General features: G+C 54.2%; 19 protein-coding genes and 1 tRNA gene. 8 read left to right on the top strand and 12 right to left on the bottom strand.

Annotated features, from left to right (window positions below; all coding sequences use genetic code 11):
- Positions 1–324 (top strand): heavy metal-binding domain-containing protein, encoded by a 324-nt coding sequence (locus QEN31_RS14980; protein WP_001160725.1) that lies wholly within the window; start codon positions 1–3, stop codon positions 322–324.
- Complete coding sequence (locus QEN31_RS14975) at positions 321–1,151, top strand: N-acetylmuramoyl-L-alanine amidase (RefSeq protein ID WP_000645852.1); 831 nt, start codon at positions 321–323, stop codon at positions 1,149–1,151. The genes QEN31_RS14980 and QEN31_RS14975 overlap by 4 nt, the downstream gene beginning before the upstream one ends.
- Here the strand turns inward: QEN31_RS14975 and QEN31_RS14970 are convergent.
- The 7 genes from QEN31_RS14970 to QEN31_RS14940 form a co-directional block, all read right to left on the bottom strand.
- Positions 1,148–2,161, bottom strand: a complete 1,014-nt coding sequence (locus QEN31_RS14970; RefSeq protein ID WP_000866904.1) for an NAD-dependent epimerase/dehydratase family protein — start codon at positions 2,159–2,161, stop codon at positions 1,148–1,150. The two genes, QEN31_RS14975 and QEN31_RS14970, sit on opposite strands and share 4 nt — an antisense overlap.
- 95 nt (positions 2,162–2,256) lie before the next feature.
- Complete coding sequence (locus QEN31_RS14965; RefSeq protein ID WP_000069000.1) at positions 2,257–3,690, bottom strand: SDR family oxidoreductase; 1,434 nt, start codon at positions 3,688–3,690, stop codon at positions 2,257–2,259.
- Between the two features lie 10 nt (positions 3,691–3,700).
- Entirely contained in the window at positions 3,701–4,702 is a 1,002-nt protein-coding gene (ltaE, locus tag QEN31_RS14960; RefSeq protein WP_000566344.1) for a low-specificity L-threonine aldolase, read from the bottom strand.
- A 38-nt stretch (positions 4,703–4,740) separates the two neighbouring features.
- Positions 4,741–6,459: a ubiquinone-dependent pyruvate dehydrogenase gene (gene poxB / locus QEN31_RS14955; protein ID WP_000815313.1), complete on the bottom strand. Its 1,719-nt coding sequence runs from the start codon at positions 6,457–6,459 to the stop codon at positions 4,741–4,743.
- A 157-nt stretch (positions 6,460–6,616) separates the two neighbouring features.
- On the bottom strand, positions 6,617–7,585 hold the full coding sequence (gene hcr, locus QEN31_RS14950) for an NADH oxidoreductase (protein ID WP_001669316.1): 969 nt from the start codon (positions 7,583–7,585) through the stop codon (positions 6,617–6,619).
- A gap of 11 nt (positions 7,586–7,596) precedes the next feature.
- Positions 7,597–9,249, bottom strand: coding sequence for a hydroxylamine reductase (hcp, locus tag QEN31_RS14945; protein ID WP_000458776.1), 1,653 nt, complete (start codon positions 9,247–9,249; stop codon positions 7,597–7,599).
- Between the two features lie 143 nt (positions 9,250–9,392).
- On the bottom strand, positions 9,393–10,292 hold the full coding sequence (locus QEN31_RS14940; RefSeq protein ID WP_000491118.1) for a lysine exporter LysO family protein: 900 nt from the start codon (positions 10,290–10,292) through the stop codon (positions 9,393–9,395).
- A gap of 201 nt (positions 10,293–10,493) precedes the next feature.
- Here QEN31_RS14940 and QEN31_RS14935 point away from each other — a divergent pair, with 201 nt between their 5' ends.
- Positions 10,494–12,152 (top strand): ATP-dependent endonuclease, encoded by a 1,659-nt coding sequence (locus tag QEN31_RS14935; RefSeq protein ID WP_000599761.1) that lies wholly within the window; start codon positions 10,494–10,496, stop codon positions 12,150–12,152.
- Here QEN31_RS14935 and QEN31_RS14930 read toward each other — a convergent pair.
- Positions 12,149–13,099 carry a VirK/YbjX family protein gene (locus QEN31_RS14930; protein ID WP_001519667.1) on the bottom strand — a complete coding sequence of 317 codons (951 nt, stop codon included), beginning with the start codon at positions 13,097–13,099 and terminating at the stop codon, positions 12,149–12,151. The two genes, QEN31_RS14935 and QEN31_RS14930, sit on opposite strands and share 4 nt — an antisense overlap.
- A gap of 145 nt (positions 13,100–13,244) precedes the next feature.
- Between QEN31_RS14930 and macA the strand changes: the two genes are divergently transcribed.
- Together macA and macB are read left to right on the top strand one after the other, a co-directional pair.
- On the top strand, positions 13,245–14,363 hold the full coding sequence (gene macA / locus QEN31_RS14925) for a macrolide transporter subunit MacA (protein WP_001201751.1): 1,119 nt from the start codon (positions 13,245–13,247) through the stop codon (positions 14,361–14,363).
- Entirely contained in the window at positions 14,360–16,306 is a 1,947-nt protein-coding gene (macB, locus tag QEN31_RS14920) for a macrolide ABC transporter ATP-binding protein/permease MacB (RefSeq protein WP_000125877.1), read from the top strand. The genes macA and macB overlap by 4 nt, the downstream gene beginning before the upstream one ends.
- Before the next feature lie 129 nt (positions 16,307–16,435).
- Here the strand turns inward: macB and cspD are convergent, their stop codons facing one another.
- The gene (gene cspD / locus QEN31_RS14915) at positions 16,436–16,657 is read right to left on the bottom strand and encodes a cold shock-like protein CspD (RefSeq protein WP_000447499.1); all 222 of its coding nucleotides are present in this window, start codon (positions 16,655–16,657) and stop codon (positions 16,436–16,438) included.
- 150 nt (positions 16,658–16,807) lie between these two features.
- Between cspD and QEN31_RS14910 the strand changes: the two genes are divergently transcribed.
- The 3 genes from QEN31_RS14910 (at position 16,808) to clpA (ending at position 19,608) form a co-directional block, all read left to right on the top strand.
- The gene (locus QEN31_RS14910) at positions 16,808–16,885 is read left to right on the top strand and encodes a hypothetical protein (RefSeq protein ID WP_212742690.1); all 78 of its coding nucleotides are present in this window, start codon (positions 16,808–16,810) and stop codon (positions 16,883–16,885) included.
- Positions 16,886–16,980: 95 nt separating this feature from the next.
- Entirely contained in the window at positions 16,981–17,301 is a 321-nt protein-coding gene (clpS, locus tag QEN31_RS14905) for an ATP-dependent Clp protease adapter ClpS (RefSeq protein ID WP_000520789.1), read from the top strand.
- Between the two features lie 30 nt (positions 17,302–17,331).
- Positions 17,332–19,608: an ATP-dependent Clp protease ATP-binding subunit ClpA gene (gene clpA / locus QEN31_RS14900; protein WP_000934063.1), complete on the top strand. Its 2,277-nt coding sequence runs from the start codon at positions 17,332–17,334 to the stop codon at positions 19,606–19,608.
- Between the two features lie 400 nt (positions 19,609–20,008).
- Here clpA and QEN31_RS14895 read toward each other — a convergent pair.
- From QEN31_RS14895 to QEN31_RS14885, 3 genes are all read right to left on the bottom strand, one after another.
- A protein-coding gene (locus QEN31_RS14895; protein ID WP_085983316.1) for an IS3-like element ISSen1 family transposase occupies positions 20,009–21,264 on the bottom strand; the annotation gives its coding sequence in 2 pieces (ribosomal slippage) (positions 20,009–20,913 and positions 20,913–21,264; 1,257 coding nt in all).
- Between the two features lie 100 nt (positions 21,265–21,364).
- A tRNA-Ser gene (locus QEN31_RS14890) sits at positions 21,365–21,452 on the bottom strand.
- 148 nt (positions 21,453–21,600) lie between these two features.
- The gene (locus tag QEN31_RS14885; protein WP_000097893.1) at positions 21,601–22,278 is read right to left on the bottom strand and encodes a hydrolase; all 678 of its coding nucleotides are present in this window, start codon (positions 22,276–22,278) and stop codon (positions 21,601–21,603) included.
- Positions 22,279–22,297: the final 19 nt, after the last annotated feature.

Raw genomic sequence — 22,297 nt, 5'->3', positions numbered from 1 at the left:
ATGCAGTTTTCAACAACCCCAACGCTGGAAGGACAAAGCATCGTGGAGTATTGCGGTGTGGTAACGGGCGAAGCCATTTTAGGCGCCAATATTTTCCGCGATTTTTTCGCCGGCATTCGGGATATCGTCGGCGGACGTTCCGGCGCGTATGAGAAAGAGCTGCGTAAAGCGCGTGAAATCGCTTTTCAGGAACTTGGCGAGCAGGCTAAAGCGTTGGGTGCCGATGCGGTGGTAGGCATCGATATTGATTACGAAACTGTCGGCAAGGATGGCAGTATGCTAATGGTCAGCGTCAGCGGAACGGCGGTGAAAACGCGCCGATGAAAGCGCTACTGTGGCTGGTGGGTCTCGCGTTGCTGTTAACAGGCTGCGCGAGCGAAAAAGGAATTATCGATAAAGAGGGATATCAGCTTGATACCCGACATCGGGCGCAGGCGGCCTATCCGCGCATTAAAGTCCTGGTGATTCACTATACGGCGGAAAACTTTGACGTTTCGCTGGCGACGTTAACGGGTCGCAACGTCAGTTCGCATTACCTGATTCCCGCAACCCCGCCATTATATGGCGGTAAACCGCGCATCTGGCAACTGGTGCCGGAACAGGATCAGGCCTGGCATGCGGGCGTCAGTTTCTGGCGAGGCGCCACGCGTCTCAATGATACGTCTATTGGCATTGAGCTGGAAAATCGTGGTTGGCGAATGTCCGGCGGGGTGAAATCTTTCGCGCCGTTTGAATCCGCGCAAATTCAGGCATTGATTCCGTTAGCGAAGGATATTATCGCGCGCTATAACATCAAACCGCAGAATGTGGTGGCCCATGCGGATATCGCGCCGCAGCGTAAAGACGATCCCGGCCCGCGCTTCCCGTGGCGCGAGCTGGCGGCGCAGGGGATTGGCGCCTGGCCTGACGCCCAGCGTGTGGCGTTTTATCTGGCTGGACGCGCGCCGTATACGCCAGTCGATACCGCAACGGTGCTTGCGTTACTCTCGCGCTATGGCTATGAAGTCAAAGCCGATATGACGGCACGCGAGCAGCAGCGGGTGATTATGGCGTTCCAGATGCACTTCCGTCCGGCGCAATGGAACGGTATCGCAGATGCCGAAACGCAGGCGATTGCCGAAGCATTACTGGAGAAGTACGGCCAGGATTAACGCGGTAAATTTCCGTGATCGCGCAGCCAGGCGGCGGTGCGCTCAATGCCTTCGTCCAGCGTGACGATGGGCTGGTAGCCCAGCTCGTCCTGCGCGCGAGTCGTATCGAGCGTAAAATCAAAATTCAGTTTTGACACGCCGTAATGCGTTAGCGGGGGCTCTTTGGCGGATTTTTTGCCGAAGCGCTCCATACTGCGGGCGATCATATCCAGCATCGGGTAAGGCACAGAGCGAATGCGGCAGTCGATAGTCAGTTCATCAATTAACTTTTGTACGATGCTGCGTAAGGTACGGTTTTCGCCGTTAGTGATGTTATAAGCGCGGCCAGAAGGCAGATGATCGCAGCCCGGCTGGCTGGCCAGCCACATGGCGTGGATCGCATTTTCATAGTAGGTCATATCGACCAGCGCGCTGCCCCCGTGCGGTAATAAGACGCTACCGTAATGGTGCATCATATGCGCCAGACGTGGGATAAATACTTTATCGTGCGGGCCAAACAGGCTTTGCGGACGTAACACCGTAAAACGTGTTTGCGGATTGGCCTGCGCCAACAGATTAATCACCTCTTCGCCGGCGGCTTTACTGCGGGCGAACTCATTGGCAAACCGATGCGGGCGGAAATCTTCTTTGATATCACGGTGATGGTGGTAATCAAAATAGAGCGAGGGAGAGGAGATATGAATAAAATTGCGCACGCCCCAGGCGACCGCCCATTCTCCCAGACGGCGGGTGGCGCGAACATTCGCTAGATCGAAAGCCTGTTGGGTTCCCCAGGGCGAGGTAAAGCTGGAGCAGTGCCACAACGTGTCGATCCCGGCAAGCATCACTTTAGCCTGCGAGGAGACCAGTTCGGTTAAATCCGCATGGACGAATTCCGCGCCCATTTTTTCAAGCAGCTTGCCCATCGCTTCATTGCGACCCGTCGCTCTGACGCTGATGCCTTTATTGCGCAAAAATTCAACCGCGTTTCGACCTAAGCCGCTGGTGGCGCCGGTAACCAGTACCTTCATATCAATCCACTGTGTTTAATAAACCGTCGTGCGCATTCTTCCGTGAATTACGTCGGTATGCAATGGGAAACACGAAAGAATACAGCAACTTTTTCTCATTTTTCTGTGATTTGTTCTGCAAGTCGGGCAATACGCCTTGCCATTCCCCGGAAAATAAACAGGTGCGCCGGGATCATCAGTAGCCAGTAAATCAGGCCCGGCATTCCGTGTGGATGCCACCAGGCGCGCACGTCAATTTCGCGGTAGCGGCCTTTATCGTGCAGCGTGAAGCTAAGCCGCCCCAGACCCGGCGCTTTCATGCCAAACAAGAGCGTGAGCTGTTTTTCTGGTTCGACAATGATCACTTTCCAGCTATCTACCGTATCGCCAGGCTTGAGCAAGGTATGCGACGGGCGGCCTTTCGCCAGTTTATGCCCCACCAGACGGTCCATCGCGGCGCGCGTCTGCCACAAAATATTGCCGAAAAAATAGCCCTCTTTGCCACCCAGCCGATTTACGACCTGCCATAGCGCCGATAGGCTGGCCGGGGTCTGCGCGGTAAAGCCCGCCTGCTTTGGAAAATAGCCGTATTCGGGACGCCAGCGGGCGAAGGCCAGCGCGTCGTAGCCCCAGTCGCTGGAGTTCACCAGTTTTTCTTCTTCTTTCAGCGTGCGGCGAACGGCGTCATCAAAGGTGATAAGCGTTTGGGGGATCAACTTTTTTAACGCGGCGTCATCGGCCAGCAAATCGTGCCTTAATCCCTGGATTAACGCTTTTGCGGTAGTTGGCGGCACGGAGGTAATGACGTTTAAAAACCAGACCGAAATCCAGCGGGTCGGAAAAGGCACCGGGATCAGCGGACGCCGTTTACCGCTGACGGCCATAAAACGTTCAAACTGCTGCTGATAACTTAATACCTGCGGCCCGGCGGCTTCCAGAATACGATGCTCGCGAGCAGGGTGGTCCAGTAAGCCGACCAGGTAGTAGAGTAAATTTTCCAGAGCGATGGGCGTGGTGCGCGAACGCACCCAGCGCGGCGGCGTGAGTATTGGCAGGTTGTAAACCATGTCGCGCATGACTTCGAAGGCGGCGGAGCCTGCGCCGACGATGATCCCGGCGCGTAATTCCGTCACCGGTACGCCTGCGTCGCGCAGCGTGTCAGCCGTAAGCTGGCGGGCGCGCAGGTGATCGGATTGCTCATGCGCCGGTGCCTGCAGTGAACTGAGGAAAATAAGTTGTTTAACCGGCGTCTGGCGCAGCGCGTCGCGCACGTTGAGCGCCGCCTGACGCTCATGGGCGATAAAATCGCCGCCTTCGCCCATGCCGTGTACCAGATAGTAAACGGTATCAATGTCGCGAAGCAGCGCGGGTAAATTTTCCGGCCAGTGCAGATCGACCTTATGACAACTGACGTTGGCGAGGCGCTGTTTTTCCAGACGTTCGATGCGTCGCGCCGCCGCTCGCACCTGATGCCCTTGCTGACTTAGCGCAAAGACCAGGTGCTGGCCGATATAGCCGCTGGCGCCGAGAACCAGAATGCGTTGCGCCACGTTGCTCTCCTTAGCGGGCTAAAAAGGCGCGCCAGTGGGCGACGACGTCGGTAAGCTGTTCGCGAGAGACATCCAGATGCGTCACCAGACGCACAATCGGCGCGGCGTTAATCAGGATATTCCGTTCCCGCAAATAGTCGCCAAGCGCGGCGGCCTGTGCTTCGCCAACGCGAACAAACAGCATATTCGTTTCGTGGCGTATGACCTCCGCGCCCGCTTCCCGAAGCTGCTGCGCCAGCCAGGCGGCGTTATCATGATCCTCTTGCAGACGCGCCACGTTATGCTTCAGCGCATACAGTCCGGCCGCTGCCAGAATCCCGGCCTGACGCATTCCGCCGCCGACCATTTTACGCCAGCGCGTCGCGCGTTTAATGTAATCGCGGTTGCCGACCAGCAGTGAACCGACCGGCGTTCCGAGACCTTTTGACAGGCAGATGGTAAAAGAGTCGCAATACTGCGTAATCTCTTTTAACTCACAGCCGTAGGCAACCACCGCGTTAAAAATTCGGGCGCCGTCAACGTGCAGCGCCAGTCCACGTTCGCGGGTAAATGTCCAGGCGTCTTTCAGATACGCGCGCGGCAGCACTTTCCCGTTATGCGTATTTTCCAGACTGAGCAAGCGCGTGCGCGCGAAGTGGATGTCATCCGCTTTAATCTTCGCCGCCACGTTCTCCAGCGGCAGCGTACCGTCCGCGGCGGCGTCGATGGGCTGCGGCTGAATGCTGCCGAGCACCGCCGCGCCGCCAGCTTCATAGAGATAATTATGCGCGCCCTGACCGACGATATACTCTTCGCCGCGTTCACAATGGCTAAGCAGCGCGACCAGATTGGCCTGGGTGCCGGTGGGTAAAAAAAGCGCCGCTTCTTTACCGGAAAGGTCGGCGGCGTAGCGCTGAAGGGCGTTAACAGTAGGGTCATCGCCGTATACGTCGTCCCCGACCGGGGCGGTCATCATCGCCTCGAGCATGGCGCGGCCCGGTCGGGTAACGGTATCACTGCGTAAATCAATCATGGCACATCCCTGGATTTTAAAAGGTGATGTGCACTGTTTTACCTTAGCCAGTTCGTTTTCGCCAGTTCGATCACTTCATCGCCGCGGCCGCTAATAATGGCGCGTAGCATGTACAGGCTAAAGCCTTTCGCTTGTTCCAGTTTGATCTGCGGCGGGATCGCCAGCTCTTCTTTTGCCACGACCACGTCAACCAGTACCGGGCCGTCAATGGAAAACGCGCGCTGTAGCGCACCGTCCACGTCTGCGGCTTTTTCCACGCGAATACCGGTAATGCCGCAGGCTTCGGCGATACGCGCGAAATTGGTGTCGTGCAGTTCGGTACCGTCGGTAAGGTAGCCGCCGGCTTTCATTTCCATCGCCACAAAGCCCAGCACGCTGTTATTAAAGACGACGATTTTTATCGGCAGCTTCATCTGTACCACCGAGAGAAAATCGCCCATCAGCATACTGAAGCCGCCATCACCGCACATCGCGATAACCTGACGACCCGGCGCGGTAGCCTGAGCGCCGAGCGCCTGCGGCATAGCGTTGGCCATTGACCCGTGGTTAAACGAGCCCAGCAGGCGGCGCTTGCCGTTCATTTTTAGATAGCGGGCCGCCCAGACGGTCGGCGTGCCGACATCGCAGGTAAAAATAGCGTCGTCAGCGGCGAAATGACTAATTTGTTGCGCCAGATATTGTGGGTGGATGGCTTTATCGCTGAGTTTGGCTAAGTCATCAAGTCCCTTACGGGCGTCCCGATAGTGCTCCAGAGCTTTATCGAGGAATTTACGATTGCTTTTTTCTTCCACCAGCGGCAGCAGGGCGCGAAGCGTGGCTTTAATATCGCCCACCAGCGCCATGTCGACTTTGCTGTGCGCGCCAATACTGCCCGGGTTGATGTCAATCTGAATGATTTTGGCATCGCTCGGATAAAAGGCGCGATAGGGGAACTGGGTGCCGAGCAGGATCAGCGTATCGGCGTTCATCATGGTGTGGAAGCCAGAAGAGAAGCCAATCAGGCCGGTCATTCCCACATCATAAGGGTTATCGTACTCAACGTGCTCTTTGCCGCGCAGGGCATGAACGATTGGCGCTTTTAGTTTTGCCGCCAACGCGACCAACTCCTCATGCGCGCCCGCGCAGCCGCTACCGCACATCAATGCGATATTGCTGGAGTAGCGCAGCAGTTGCGCCAGTTTTTTCAGCTCTTCCTCCGCCGGCGTGACGACGGGGAGCGGGGCATGGTACCAATGGGTGACGGCGTTTTCAGGCGCGGGTTTCAGCGCCACGTCACCCGGCAGTACGACCACGGAGACGCCGCGATTTAACACCGCTTTGCGCATAGCGATGGCGAGTACCTGCGGGATCTGCTCCGGGCTGGAAACCAACTCGCAATAGTGGCTGCATTCACGGAACAACTCCTGCGGGTGGGTCTCCTGGAAATAACCGCTGCCGATTTCACTGGACGGAATATGGGCGGCGATCGCCAGAACAGGGACGTGGTTACGGTGGCAATCAAACAGGCCATTGATCAGGTGCAGGTTGCCCGGTCCACATGAACCGGCGCACACTGCCAGCTCGCCGGTAAGCTGCGCTTGTGCGCCGGCGGCGAAAGCGGCGACCTCTTCGTGGCGGGTTGGCATCCATTCAATGGTTCCCATACGATTAAGACTATCGCTCAGGCCGTTCAGGGAGTCGCCAGTGACGCCCCAGATTTGTTTTACGCCAGCCTGTTCCAGCGTTTTGGCGATAAAAGCAGCAACGGTTTGTTTCATGGTTCTCCATCTCCTTAAATGTGATAACGGTTACAAGTTTAGTTGAAGATGACGATGACGTTTTTCTTTGGCGGAGAGAGGGGCGAAAGGATGAAGCGAGTGGTAAATCGCCCGGTGGCGCTGACGCTTACCGGGCCTACGATGGAACGTTTACCGATTATGCGAGAACAAGATCGCCCTGCGGATGGCAGGAGCAGGCCAGTACGTAACCTTCGGCAATCTCCGCCTCGCTCAGCGTCATGGTGCTACTCACCGTATAGTCGCCGGAAACGACTTTGGTTTTACAGCAGCCGCAAACACCTGCCCGACAGGCAGCGGCAACCGGTACTTTATTACTCTCCAGCGCCTCCAACAGCGTCGTACCGATCGGGGCATAAAATTCCTGCGCTGGCTGTAGCTTGGTGAATTTCAGGCCGCTGGTTGCCGTTTCCGCCACCGGCGTGAAGAACTTCTCTTTAAAGAAGCGCGTTACGCCAAGCGCTTTCACTCCCTGTTCGACGAAATCCATATAGGGCGCCGGGCCGCAGGTCATCACGGTGCGCGATGCCAAATCCGGTACGCTCTGTAACAATTCCGTGGTCAGACGGCCCGCGATAAAACCTTCCGTGGCATGATTTTCCGCCACTAGCGTGACCGGATACTGTCGCCACTCGTCGGCAAAAATCACATCATCCGGCGAACGGACGTTAAAGATGACCTGCACGTCGGCCTGCGGGCGGTATTTCGCCAGCCAGCGACGCATCGACATGATTGGCGTTACGCCACAACCGGCGGCGAGCAGCAGAAACTTATCTTCTGTTTTATCGTCACAGGTAAAATCGCCCATTGCATCAGACAGCCAGATGTAATCGCCGCGCTTGATGTCATGGGTCAACCACTGCGAACCCGTGCCATCGTCAATCCGACGAACGGTCAGCGTAATATATTCACTGACGCCCGGCGTAGACGAAAGGGTGTAGGCGCGCAGCGTTTCCGCTGAATTGCGCACGCTCACCAGCGCATACTGCCCGGCGCGGTAAGGGTAGTAGTCATGGCATAATAGCGCAATTGTCCATACATCCGGCGTCTCCTGACGGATGTGATGCACCTGCATTCGCCAGGGACACTGTGAGGTTGGCATCGTCATCATTGACCTCCTTACGCGCTCAGCAATTGCTTCATGTCTTCTTCAACGGTGGTCACGGAACGCAGACCGAACTTCTCGTTGAGGATAGCCAGCAGATCCGGCGTGAAGAAGCCCGGCGCGGTCGGCCCGGTGACAATATTTTTCACGCCTAATGACAGCAGCGTCAGCAGAATCACGATCGCTTTCTGCTCAAACCAGGAGAGCACCAGCGATAGCGGCAGATCGTTGACGCCGCAGCCCAGTTTTTCCGCCAGCGTCACCGCCAGGATAATTGCGGAGTAAGCATCGTTACACTGACCGGCATCGACCAGACGCGGCAGCCCTTCGATGTCGCCGAACTCCAGTTTGTTGAAACGGTATTTACCGCACGCCAGGGTCAGGATCAGGCAGTCATCCGGCACGCTGGTGGCGAAATCGGTAAAGTAGTTACGCTCGCCGCGCGCGCCGTCACAGCCGCCGACTAGGAAGATGTGACGCAGTTTTTCACGGCTGACCAGATCGATGAGCGTATCGGCAGCGCCGAGCAGGGTCTGACGGCCAAAACCGACGGTGATGAGATGCGGAATTTCGCTATACGGGAAGCCCGCCATTTGCTGCGCCTGGGCAATGACCGGCCCGAAGTCATCGCCTTCAAGATGGCTAACGCCCGGCCAGCCGACGATGCTACGGGTCCAGATACGGTCGTCATAGCTGCCCACGGTCGGGTCGATAATGCAGTTAGAAGTCATCACGATTGGGCCAGGGAAGCGGGCGAATTCGACCTGCTGATTCTGCCAGCCGCTGCCGTAGTTACCGACCAGATGCTTGAATTTACGCAGTTCCGGATAGCCGTGTGCGGGCAGCATTTCACCGTGAGTGTAGACGTTAACGCCGGTGCCTTCGGTCTGCTCCAGCAGGTTGTAGAGATCTTTCAGATCGTGACCGGAGATCAGAATGCACTTGCCTTCAGTCGCTTTGACGTTGACCTGAGTCGGCGTAGGGTGACCGTATTTGGTGGTTTCACCGGCGTCCAGAATGCTCATCACTTTGAAGTTCATCTGGCCGATTTCCATTGCGCACTCCAGCAGCGCGTTCATGTCAGCAGGCCAGGTGCCCAGCCAGGCCATGATTTTGTGGTACTGCGCGTAAATGTCGTTGTCGTATTGACCGAGAACGTGCGCGTGCTCCATATACGCCGCCGCGCCTTTCAGACCGTACAGGCACAGCAGACGCAGGCCGAGGATGTTCTCGCCAATGGCGGCTTTGTCTTTATTCGGGGTAAATTCCGCCGCCTGACGTTGCAGGTCGCCCAGATCGTCGCTGACCAGTTGCAGATCGGCCATCGGATTGTCGCAATGCGCATTGGCATCCACGCTCAGGCACTGCGCTTTCAACGCTTCACGCAAGGCAATCGCTTCACGGGCGTAGCCGACGATACGCGGAGAGTCGAAGTTAACGTTGGTCAGCGTGGAGAAAAACGCGCGCGGCGCAAAGTTATCAACGTCGTGATTAATGATGCCATATTCACGGGCCTTCACCGCCCAGGCAGACAAACCTTGCAAAGCCGCAATCAGCAGATCCTGCAGATCGGACGTTTCAGCTGTTTTACCGCACATTCCCTGCGCGTAGGAGCAGCCGTTTCCGGCTGGTGTACGGATGGTTTGTTCACATTGCACACAAAACATGGTCACACCTTTTAAAGTTATATTTAATATACATGTTTAAGGTTATGCCTGTGAACAAAGGGATAAAAGGGATTTCTGCCATAATGTGCAGGGAGATTGATTTAGCGCAATTTTGGCGGCAGATGCCTACCGCCAAAGAGGTATCAGGCCGAGAAGAACGCCATTAAGAGGGGGACCAGCAGGCTGAGGATAAAGCCATGTACGATAGCCGCCGGAACAATCTCTACGCCGCCGGAGCGCTGTAATACCGGCAACGTAAAGTCCATTGAAGTCGCTCCGCACAGGCCCAACGCCGTTGAACGGCTGCGGCGAACCAGACCGGGAATAAGCATAATGGCTAAGAGCTCGCGGGCCAGATCGTTAAAAAATGCCGCGCTGCCGATAACCGGTCCAAACGACTCCGTCAGCAAAATACCGGAAAGAGAGTACCAGCCGAAACCTGACGCCATCGCCAGGGCGGTTTTTAGCGGTAAGTCCAGGATAAACGCATTAATCACGCCGCCCAGTAATGAGCTTGCCACGACAACGACCGCGACCATCATTCCCCGGCGGTTAAGCACAATTTGCTTTAAGGTCATGCCGCTATTTCGTAGCTGAATCCCCACCAGGAACAATAAAAAGATCAGCGTATATTCACTGGCTTCGGTGGCGTGCTGTAAAACAGAGAGTCCGCTCAGGCCGATGACAAACCCCAATACCACTACGCCGCACAGTTGCAGCGACTCCAGCGCCATGGCAATACGTGAAGGCAGTTTTTCCTGCTGATGATGGTGACGCCACGGGAGGATACGTTCCAGCCACAATAAGGCGGCGATATTACACAATAAAATAATCGTAATACTGACGGCGGAATAATGAAAAATCGCCACCAGATTACTGGCGAGGTTATCCAAAAACGCCAGGCTTATTCCCATAAAAAAGAGAATAAGGTACACGATCCAGCTCAGTAGCCGGTTAATAAGTTGTAATGCGGCTTTATGTCGCAGTGGAATGAGATAGCCCACAATCAGTGGAACCAGAATGATTAAAAGTCCTGAAAACATGAACAGCCGGGCCCTTTTTTATTGTTTGAATAGCGTACATGACACTACCGAATTCCAGACTATCAGTAAAGCGACACCGTCAGCCGTACATTTATCAGACATTTGCCCCAGGCAAAGGGGGGGAATATCACGCCAGGCGGACGCATTTGCCGTTATACTGCGGTGAATTTTATGGAGTGATGACGTTTTTCTGGAGGAAGCATGATTCTCGAACGCGTTGAAATAGTAGGATTTCGCGGTATCAACCGACTGTCGTTGATGCTGGAGCAAAACAACGTGCTGATTGGGGAAAACGCCTGGGGCAAATCCAGCCTGCTGGATGCGCTGACTCTGTTATTGTCGCCAGAACTCGATCTCTACCATTTTGTCCGTGAGGATTTCTGGTTTCCGCCTGGCGACATAAAAGGACGCGAGCATCACCTGCATATTATTCTGACTTTTCGCGAAACGCAGCCAGGGCGGCATCGGGTACGTCGTTATAGAGCGCTGGAAGCATGCTGGTCGCTTTGCGAGGATGATTTTCACCGTATTTTTTATCGGCTAGAGGGCGAATGCGGCGCCGATGGCAGCGTGATGACGCTGCGCAGTTTTCTCAATAGCGATGGGCAGCCATTACTGGTGGAAAATATTAACGATCAGGTGCGCCACCTGGTTCGTCTGATGCCAGTGCTACGTTTGCGCGATGCGCGCTTTATGCGACGTATTCGCAACGGTACGGTGCCCAATGTGCCGGATGTTGAAGTCACGGCCCGACAGCTGGATTTTCTGGCGCGTGAGCTGGCGACCCGGCCGCAAAATTTAACCGACGGGCAGATTCGTCAGGGACTGTCCGCGATGGTGCAACTGCTTGAACACTATTTCTCAGAGCAGGGCGCAGGACAGGCGCGTCACCGACTCATGCGCCGGCGTTCGCAAAATGAGCAGCGTAGCTGGCGCTATCTGGATATTATTAATCGGATGATCGACAAACCGGGCAGCCGGTCGCATCGGGTGATCCTGCTGGGGCTTTTCTCCACGCTGTTACAGGCGAAAGGGACGCTGCGGTTACATAAAGACGCACGACCATTACTGCTGGTGGAAGATCCGGAAACCCGTTTACATCCCATTATGCTTTCAGTCGCCTGGCAATTGCTCAATCTGTTACCGCTACAGCGGATAGCGACAACCAACTCAGGCGAACTGCTTTCGCTAACGCCGGTGGAACATGTCGTACGGCTGGTGCGCGAATCTTCCCGCGTCGCCGCCTGGCGTCTGGGCCCGGGCGGGTTAAGCGCGGAAGATGGACGGCGCATCGCCTTTCATATCCGCTTTAATCGCGCGTCGTCGCTGTTTGCGCGTTGCTGGCTACTGGTGGAAGGCGAGACGGAAACCTGGGTTATTAATGAGCTGGCGCGTCAGTGTGGACATCATTTTGATGCGGAGGGCATTAAAGTCATTGAGTTTGCTCAGTCTGGCCTGAAACCGCTGGTGAAGTTCGCCCGCCGTATGGGAATCGAGTGGCATGTCCTGGTGGATGGCGACGAAGCGGGGAAAAAATATGCCGCGACGGTCCGCAGTCTGCTTAATAACGATCGGGAAGAAGAACGCGAACATCTCACGGCGTTGCCTGCGCTGGATATGGAACATTTTATGTATCGTCAGGGCTTTGCCGATGTTTTTCACCGGGTTGCGCAACTTCCGCCTAATGTGCCGATGAATACCCGGAAAATTATCACTAAAGCTATCCACCGCTCGTCAAAGCCGGATTTGGCGATTGAAGTCGCGATGGAAGCCGGGCGGCGCGGAATTGACGCCGTGCCGCCGCTGTTCAGAAAGATGTTCTCGCGCGTGGTTTGGCTGGCGCGGGGCCGGGCGGATTAGCGTTTGAATGTGGCCGGAACCTGTTCGACGACGCTATCGAGTAATGCATAGCGGCGGCGATACTCGGCCCGTTTTTTACTGGCGATCTCCGCTTCGCTTTTTCGGGCGATCGCCAGCGGCAGCGTATAGTAATTCCCTTTAATTCTTTCACCGCCTAACGATTCCCAAAACGCGTCATAGTCGGCATGCATTTGCGTCTTTTTATCCATGTATCGCCAGCTACGATAAACGTGCGCATCGTTACTCACGGCTATAATCTTTTCTGCCTGAAAGACTTGCGCAAACTGACAGAGAGCCTCCATCACGATGCGTTTGGGAAAAAGACCATGGCAGGCTTTGGTCGCCTGCTGGATAATTTCGTGAGGGACGTCGTTTGCCGCGCCCTGTAATCCGCCGATAAATAGTGTGCGTTGTTGGTTAAAGCGACACAGGGTAAATGTGATCTCTGCCAGAATACGTAACTGTGCGTCGCGAACAACAATAGTGCTTTCACCTTCTTTATCCAGTGAGACCAGACTGACTAAATCAAGTTGAAACAACTCGCCGGTTTTAGTTTCAAATTTAGCAAGATTCAGGCCATACTGACTTAAATAGCTAACTTGTTGTTCCCGCGATAAAAGTTGGCGCATCTGTTGATAATGAAAACACAGCGCATCTAAGGCGAAATCGCGTTTAATATTTACAGCCATATAAGGACGATGTAGCCGAATAGGCAAACGCGGCTGACGAGCAAGTAACGTATTTAACTCCGGCCATTGGGTGAGATTGGTCAGTAATTGGCTGGTCGCACGCGGCATGACTAATGAGCGGATTAAAAACTTGCGACGAAAGCTGGCTTTACGCCAGAATTTTCCTGGCTGTAATTGCCCGCGCGTCAGACGAATAAATAATTGTAAAGGAGAGATGTAATCTGAAGTGTACCAGGTATTATCTGTAAGCTGTGTCATGATCGTAATCCGCGACATAAGATTGTCGAGATTGAACCACAGGAAACATTAACCAATCGTCAATACAGCCGGCGCTATCTTTATTGCGTCAGGTTTGTTTAGATACGGTTTACTTTCTGGTTAAAATTTTGCCGTCAGGGTTTCTATGCGTGCTAAGGGAAAGAAATTTAAAAAGCGTTATCTGGTCATTATTTTAATTCTTTTAGTGGGGGGGATGGCTGGCTGGCGAATGATAAATGCCCCGCTGCCAACTTATCAGACATTAATCGTGCGGCCAGGCGATCTTGAACAGAGTGTACTGGCGACTGGAAAACTGGACGCGTTGCGTAAAGTGGATGTCGGCGCGCAGGTGAGCGGCCAGTTGAAAACGCTGCTGGTCTCCATTGGCGATAACGTTAAAAAAGATCAGCTACTCGGCGTGATTGACCCAGATCAGGCGGAGAACCAGATAAAAGAGGTCGAGGCCACCCTGATGGAGCTGAACGCGGAGCGTCAGCAGGCAGCCGCTGAGTTAAAGCTGGCGCGGGTTACGCTGGCGCGCCAGCAGCAGTTAGCTAAGACTCAGGCGGTATCGCAACAGGATCTGGATACCGCGGCGACGGAGATGGCGGTTAAACAGGCGCGTATTGGCACCATAGATGCCCAGATCAAACGTAATCGGGCCTCGTTGGACACCGCGAAAACCAACCTGGAATATACCCGTATTGTCGCCCCCATGGCGGGGGAAGTGACGCAAATCACTACCCTGCAAGGACAAACGGTGATTGCAGCTCAGCAGGCGCCCAATATTCTGACGCTGGCGGATATGAGCACCATGCTGGTAAAAGCGCAGGTCTCGGAAGCGGACGTGATCCATCTTCGGGCGGGGCAGAAAGCATGGTTCACCATTGCAGGCGATCCGCAAACGCGCTATGAAGGCGTTTTAAAAGATATTCTGCCGACGCCGGAAAAGATCAACGACGCTATTTTTTATTACGCCCGGTTTGAAGTGCCGAATCCCAAAAGAATCTTGCGTCTTGATATGACCGCACAGGTTTATATTCAACTCATGGATGTCAAAAATGTGCTGATTATTCCTCTCGCCGCGCTTGGCGAACCGGTGGGCGGCAATCGTTATAAAGTGGCGCTGTTGCGTAACGGCGAAAAACGTGAGCGCGAAGTGGTCATTGGCGAGCGTAACGATACAGACGTGGAAGTGGTTAAAGGTCTGGAAGCGGGCGATGAGGTGATCATCGGCGAAAGCAGGCCAGGAGCGACGCCATGACGGCATTGCTTGAACTGTGCAATGTGAGTCGTAGCTACCCCTCCGGAGAAGAGCAGGTGGCGGTGTTGAAAGATATCTCCCTGCAAATCCACGCCGGGGAGATGGTGGCGATCGTCGGCGTTTCCGGTTCTGGAAAATCAACGCTGATGAATATCCTCGGGTGCCTGGATAAACCGACCAGCGGCACTTATCGGGTGGCGGGGCGGGACGTCTCGACGCTGGACCCGGACGCGCTGGCGCAGCTGCGGCGTGAGCATTTTGGCTTTATCTTTCAGCGCTACCATCTGTTGTCGCATTTAACGGCAGCGCAAAATGTTGAAATCCCCGCCGTCTACGCCGGCATTGAACGCAAAAAACGCCAGGCGCGCGCCAGAGAGTTGCTTTTGCGGCTGGGATTAAGCGATCGCGTCGATTACCCGCCTTCACAGCTTTCTGGCGGACAGCAGCAGCGTGTCAGTATTGCCCGCGCTCTGATGAACGGCGGACAGGTGATTCTGGCAGATGAGCCGACCGGCGCGCTGGATAGCCATTCCGGCGAAGAGGTGATGGCGATTTTGCGCCAACTGCGCGATCGCGGACATACGGTGATCATTGTGACGCACGATCCGCTGATTGCCGCCCAGGCGGAGCGGATTATTGAAATTCACGATGGCAAGATTGTCCATAATCCGCCCGCGCAGGAAAAGAAACGCGAACAGGGCGTTGACGCTGCCGTAGTTAATACGGCTCCCGGCTGGCGGCAATTTGCCAGCAGCTTTCGCGAAGCGCTGTCAATGGCGTGGTTAGCGATGGCCGCTAACAAAATGCGTACTTTACTGACCATGCTGGGAATTATTATCGGTATTGCGTCGGTGGTGTCGATTGTGGTGGTCGGCGACGCCGCAAAACAGATGGTACTGGCGGATATCCGCGCTATGGGCACTAACACGATTGATATTCATCCAGGCAAAGATTTTGGCGACGACAACCCGCAGTATCGACAGGCGCTGAAATATGACGATCTGGTGGCTATTCAGAAACAGCCGTGGGTTAACTCTGCGACGCCCAGCGTTTCAAAGAGCTTACGTCTTCGCTATGGCAATATTGATATTGCCGTAAATGCTAATGGCGTCAGTGGCGATTATTTTAACGTTTACGGCATGTCCTTTAGGGAGGGGAACACCTTCAATGCTGTACAGCAACAGGATCGCGCGCAGGTGGTGGTGCTGGATGCCAACACGCGACGCCAGCTATTTCCAAATAAAGCGAATGTCGTAGGGGAAGTGGTGCTGGCGGGTAATATGCCGGTTATTGTTATTGGCGTGGCGGAAGAGAAACCGTCCATGTACGGCAATAGCAATCTGTTGCAAGTTTGGTTGCCCTATAGCACGATGTCAGATCGCATAATGGGTCAGTCATGGCTTAACTCGATCACCGTTCGTGTGAAAGATGGCGTTGATAGCGATCAGGCTGAACAGCAGCTTACTCGCCTGCTCACCTTACGCCACGGTAAAAAAGACTTCTTCACCTGGAATATGGACAGCGTCCTGAAAACGGCTGAAAAAACCACCTATACTCTTCAGTTATTTCTGACGCTGGTGGCTGTCATTTCGCTGGTTGTCGGCGGCATCGGCGTTATGAATATTATGCTGGTTTCCGTCACCGAGCGAACGCGTGAAATCGGCATCCGTATGGCGGTAGGCGCGCGCGCCAGCGATGTGCTACAGCAGTTTCTTATTGAAGCGGTGCTGGTTTGCCTGGTTGGTGGAGCGCTGGGGATTAGCTTGTCGATGTTCATCGCATTTATGCTACAGCTTTTCCTGCCCGGCTGGGAGATCGGTTTTTCACTGACTGCGCTGGCGAGCGCGTTTTTATGTTCGACGTTTACCGGGATACTGTTTGGCTGGCTACCGGCGAGAAACGCGGCGCGACTGGACCCGGTGGATGCGCTGGCAAGGGAGTAATCTTGCTGACGTCATTTGTCGGCCTGATAAGATGCAACAGTGTCGCCACCAGGCACTGGCGTTAAATAAAAATGCCAGCCGATCGGGCTGGCATTTTGCCTCCTGGATGTACACAATGAGACAGAGGAGCTATGCAACGGCCTCTGCTTCGATGGGCACGATGACGCTGGCGTGATTGCCTTTTGGCCCCTGGTGGACATCAAACCGGACAGACTGTCCGGCTTTAAGCGTTCTGTAACCATCCATTTGAATGGTGGAATAATGGGCGAAAATATCCTCGCCGCCGCCTTCAGGGCAGATGAAACCAAACCCTTTGGCATTGTTGAACCACTTTACAGTACCCGTTTCCATGCTTCGACATCCTTCGTAAATCTTATATAAGTAAGATGGAATGAACCGGTGACGGAGTGGGGGCTGTTCAAAACCTCACCAACTCTCGACATTACAATTTAGAGAAATCAGGCGAGGCGTCAAGCATCAGGCAGGGGGGATCGGGTAAAAATGAATCAAAAATTTGAAGCAGTTAACGCTATTGCCGGGAATGTGACAGATGTCGCGGATGGTACTGATAGATGTTAGTTATCTATCAATTGAGGTAGATTGATTGTGTGCATAGACTCTGGTCAGCGGCAGATTTTCCTGCCGACAACTGTAACCGATAATGACGACTGACAATGGGTAAGACGAACGATTGGCTGGATTTTGACCAGTTGGTGGAAGATAGCGTGCGCGACGCGCTAAAACCGCCATCTATGTATAAAGTGATATTAGTCAATGATGACTACACTCCGATGGAGTTTGTTATTGACGTGTTACAAAAATTCTTTTCTTATGATGTAGAACGTGCAACGCAATTGATGCTTGCAGTTCACTATCAAGGCAAAGCCATCTGCGGCGTGTTTACCGCCGAGGTGGCGGAAACCAAAGTGGCGATGGTGAACAAGTATGCAAGGGAGAACGAGCATCCGTTGCTGTGTACGCTGGAAAAAGCCTGAATGCAGGTATAAAAATTGGGGGAGGTGCCTATGCTCAATCAAGAACTGGAACTCAGTTTAAACATGGCTTTCGCCAGAGCGCGCGAGCACCGTCATGAGTTTATGACCGTCGAGCATCTGTTGCTGGCGCTGCTCAGCAACCCATCGGCTCGCGAAGCGCTGGAAGCATGCTCCGTGGATCTGGTGGCGCTCCGTCAGGAACTCGAAGCCTTCATTGAACAAACCACACCCGTACTGCCTGCCAGTGAAGAAGAGCGTGATACGCAGCCGACGTTAAGTTTCCAGCGTGTCCTGCAACGTGCCGTCTTCCACGTTCAGTCTTCCGGGCGTAGTGAAGTGACTGGCGCGAATGTGCTGGTGGCTATCTTTAGCGAACAGGAATCACAGGCGGCTTATCTGCTGCGCAAGCATGAAGTGAGCCGTCTGGATATCGTGAACTTTATTTCTCACGGGACGCGAAAAGACGAACCGAGCCAATCTTCCGATCTCGGCAATCAGCCAACTGGCGACGAACAAGCTGGCGGGGAGGAACGTATGGAAAACTTCACGACGAATCTTAACCAACTTGCTCGCGTGGGCGGCATCGATCCGCTGATTGGTCGTGAAAAAGAACTGGAACGCGCGATCCAGGTCTTGTGTCGTCGCCGTAAAAATAACCCGTTGCTGGTAGGGGAATCCGGCGTCGGCAAAACGGCGATTGCCGAAGGGCTGGCCTGGCGTATCGTGCAGGGCGATGTGCCGGAAGTGATGGCCGATTGCACCATTTACTCGCTGGATATCGGTTCGCTGCTGGCGGGCACCAAATACCGCGGCGATTTTGAAAAACGGTTTAAGGCGTTGCTGAAACAGCTTGAGCAGGATACCAACAGCATCCTGTTTATCGATGAAATCCATACCATTATCGGCGCTGGCGCGGCGTCGGGCGGACAGGTGGATGCGGCAAATCTGATTAAACCGCTGCTTTCCAGCGGTAAGATCCGGGTGATCGGCTCAACGACCTATCAGGAATTCAGCAATATTTTTGAGAAAGACCGGGCATTAGCGCGCCGTTTCCAGAAAATTGATATTACCGAGCCTTCGGTGGAAGAGACGGTGCAAATTATCAACGGCTTGAAACCTAAGTACGAAGCGCACCACGACGTGCGTTATACCGCGAAAGCGGTGCGTGCGGCGGTCGAGCTGGCGGTAAAATATATCAATGACCGCCATCTGCCGGATAAAGCCATTGACGTGATTGACGAAGCGGGCGCTCGGGCGCGTCTGATGCCGGTGAGCAAACGTAAGAAAACGGTCAACGTGGCGGATATTGAGTCCGTAGTGGCGCGAATTGCGCGAATTCCTGAAAAGAGCGTCTCGCAGAGCGATCGCGATACGCTGAAGAACCTGGGCGATCGTCTGAAAATGCTGGTCTTCGGCCAGGATAACGCGATTGAGGCGCTGACCGAAGCTATTAAGATGAGTCGTGCGGGTCTGGGCCATGAGCATAAACCTGTCGGCTCATTCTTGTTCGCCGGGCCAACTGGCGTAGGGAAAACTGAAGTTACGGTACAGCTTTCAAAAGCGCTGGGTATTGAGCTGTTGCGCTTCGATATGTCTGAATATATGGAGCGTCATACGGTGAGCCGTTTGATCGGCGCACCTCCGGGATACGTCGGTTTCGACCAGGGCGGGCTGCTGACGGATGCGGTGATTAAGCATCCTCATGCGGTGCTGTTGCTGGATGAGATCGAAAAAGCGCACCCGGATGTCTTTAACCTGCTGCTGCAGGTGATGGATAACGGTACGCTGACCGATAACAACGGCCGCAAGGCGGATTTCCGCAACGTGGTGCTGGTGATGACCACCAACGCTGGCGTGCGAGAAACCGAACGTAAATCTATTGGTCTTATTCATCAGGACAACAGTACCGATGCGATGGGCGAGATCAAGAAAGTGTTTACGCCGGAGTTCCGTAACCGTCTCGACAACATTATTTGGTTCGATCATCTGTCTGGCGAGGTGATTCATCAGGTTGTCGATAAGTTTATCGTCGAGTTGCAGGCTCAGTTGGATCAGAAAGGCGTCTCTCTGGAAGTCAGTCAGGAAGCGCGCGACTGGCTGGCGGAAAAGGGCTATGACCGGGCGATGGGCGCACGACCAATGGCGCGTGTGATTCAGGATAACCTGAAAAAACCGCTGGCCAATGAGTTGTTGTTTGGATCGCTGGTTGACGGCGGACAGGTCACCGTCGCGCTGGATAAAGAGAAAAATGCGTTGACGTATGACTTCCAGAGTGCGCAAAAGCACAAGCCGGAAGCCGCGCACTAATCTTCGTTTCACTGTCGTACAAACCGGGCCTTAGCGCCCGGTTTTTTTACGCCGGATAATAGTTAGCCTGATAGCGTTGTGCTCGCGGTAGGCGGATAAGGCGCTTGTAAATTGCGTCATCATCCGGTAATCGACGGGTCAAATGCGAAAAAAAGTCCGTACTTTCGTACGAACTCTTTCTTGAATATGGCGGTGAGGGGGGATTGACTCGCTGCGCTCGCCCTTCGGGCAGTCTCCTCGCAGGCTCGTCGTTTGTCCAACTGGCTGCGCCGCTACTCAGCCCATCCCTGGGCCTCGCCCCTTCGGGGCCAGAGCAAGCTCTGTTCAAAAACGCTCCCGGCGTTTTTGTGTCGAACCCCGGTCGGGTGTTCTCATCCCCCCTGTAGGGTGGCTTTATTGACTAGTCCTGATATAGGTTGACAGTTTTTTGTCTGTAAAACGCCTGATGAACATCATCGGGCGTTTTGTATTTCAGGGCCAGGTGTGGCCGTTCATGGTTATAAATTGCCACGGACTCTTTTACTATTTCCCGCGCTTGCTCCAGGTCTGCAGGACGCGAGAGTAAAAACTCATTTTTCAGTATCCCGTTTATTCTCTCAGCCAGCGCATTCTGGTAGCAGTCGTAACCATCGGTCATTGAACAGGTTATTCCGTTTCGCTCATGAACTGACTGATAAAGTACCGAACAGTATTGCAGTCCTCTGTCAGAGTGATGTACCAGCGGACCTGTCGTTTTTCTCCGCCTCAGAGCCTGCCTGAACGCCTTTACCACATTTTCTGTCTGCAGGTTTTCCCCGACATGGTAACCCACGATTTTTCTGGAGCAGGCATCGGTGACCAGACTCAGACAGGCCGTGCCGCTGCGTAGTGGAAGGTAAGTAATATCGGCGACCCAGACCTGCTCTGGCTCAAGGGCGGTAACCTGTTCAGGGCCGGGTTTCAGCAGATTAGGATGCCGGTAAAAGCGATGATGGCTGTTGGTGGTTTTGTGATATGCCCGTTTCACGGGTACCAGGAGCCGGTATTCACCCAGCAGATTAAACAGACGGTCCCGTCCGATATTCAGCGTTTTATCGGCCTGCATGTTCAGCAGATAGTGCAGTTTACGCGTACCGATTCGCGGCTGGCGGCACCGGGTACGGGCAACAAAATCAAGAACCTGAGCATGATGCTCCTGCCGTTTATTACATCTTGTATTGTACTGGTACCACGCCTGTCTGCTGTGCCCCAGGAACTGACATGCACGCGTAACTGTTATTTTGGGGGCCTGACTTTGCGTGAGGACTTGCCGGGCCGCTTTTTTACAACACTTACCCCGTAATCATTTTTCAGGACGTTGATAACGGACTCAAAAAACTCAGCTTTCTGGTTTGCCAGCTCAAGCTGTTCTTCAAGTTCCCTGATTCTTTGCTCGGGTGTCAGCGGGATAGTTGTCTGAGCCACAGGCAGTTTCCTCTTCACCAGGTCAGGAAGTCCGGGTCTCCAGTCAAGCCGGCCATATTTACGCAGCCAGACAAGTACGGTGGAGCGCCCCTGAATGCCATATCGCTGCTGGGCCTGTTTATAGGTCATCTCGCCTTTTTCGACCTGCTCAACGACGGCTATTTTAAAGGATAGAGGATAATCGCGTTGGGTGCGTTTGAACTCAGTCATCATCACGTTCTCCGGATTTAAGTCTGGAACGTGTCAACGCTATTCAGGACGGGTCATATGTGAAAAAAAAGCCCGTACTTTCGTACGAGCTCTTTCTTGAATATGGCGGTGAGGGGGGGATTCGAACCCCCGATACGTTGCCGTATACACACTTTCCAGGCGTGCTCCTTCAGCCACTCGGACACCTCACCATATTGTATTGCTGCCTGACCACTTGGGGGGCAACGGGGCGCTACTATAGGGAGTTGCGCTAAAACGGTCAAGCAGAATTTACATATTCACTGTCGTTTGCTCATGCAATAGACATAATCCCCGCCCAAACTGGCGCGGGGAGGCAAATTAACGCTGTGAATCCAACATTTCGTTGTTTTTCACCACATCCTGCGCTTTGCTGTAGCTTTCTATCAGCAGTTGATAGGCCGGGAATACCTGAGTATAAACGTCGGCCCACGCGGCGGCGTCTTCACGGTTCCAGGTGCCTTGCAGCTCAGAGGCGACTGCGGCAGTATCCATCGGTACGACGCCAGCCTGTACGATACGCGCCAGGGTGATCTCCTGCGCCATCTTACTGTAGGTACCGGATGCGTCGATCACGGCAAATACCTTATAACCTTCCGCTACCGCGCTAATGGCCGGGAATGCCATGCACACGCTGGTAATCGTCCCGGCAATGATCAGCGTCTTACGACCCGTCGCTTTTACCGCCTTAACGAAATCTTCGTTATCCCAGGCGTTAATTTCACCTTTGCGCGCAATGTACTGCGCATGTGGCGCATTAGCGTGGATCTCCGGGATCAGAGGGCCGTTCGGACCTTGCGGTACGGATGCCGTGGTAATGACCGGCATTTTCGCTAACGTCGCCATCTTCGCCAACGCCGCGGCGCGAGCGCGTAATTCCGGCATTGGCATATCGCCTACGGTCTGGAAAAGACCGCTTTGATGATCGATTAAAAGCATCACGGAATCGTTAACATCAATTACCGGGCGCAAACCATTAAAATTAGCAGGACTTGACATCGTATTCTCCTTCATGTTT

Source organism: Salmonella sp. SA15303, from assembly GCF_029962125.1.
Classification (GTDB): Bacteria; Pseudomonadota; Gammaproteobacteria; order Enterobacterales; family Enterobacteriaceae; genus Salmonella; species Salmonella enterica.
This window is presented reverse-complemented; position numbering and strand designations above follow the sequence as displayed.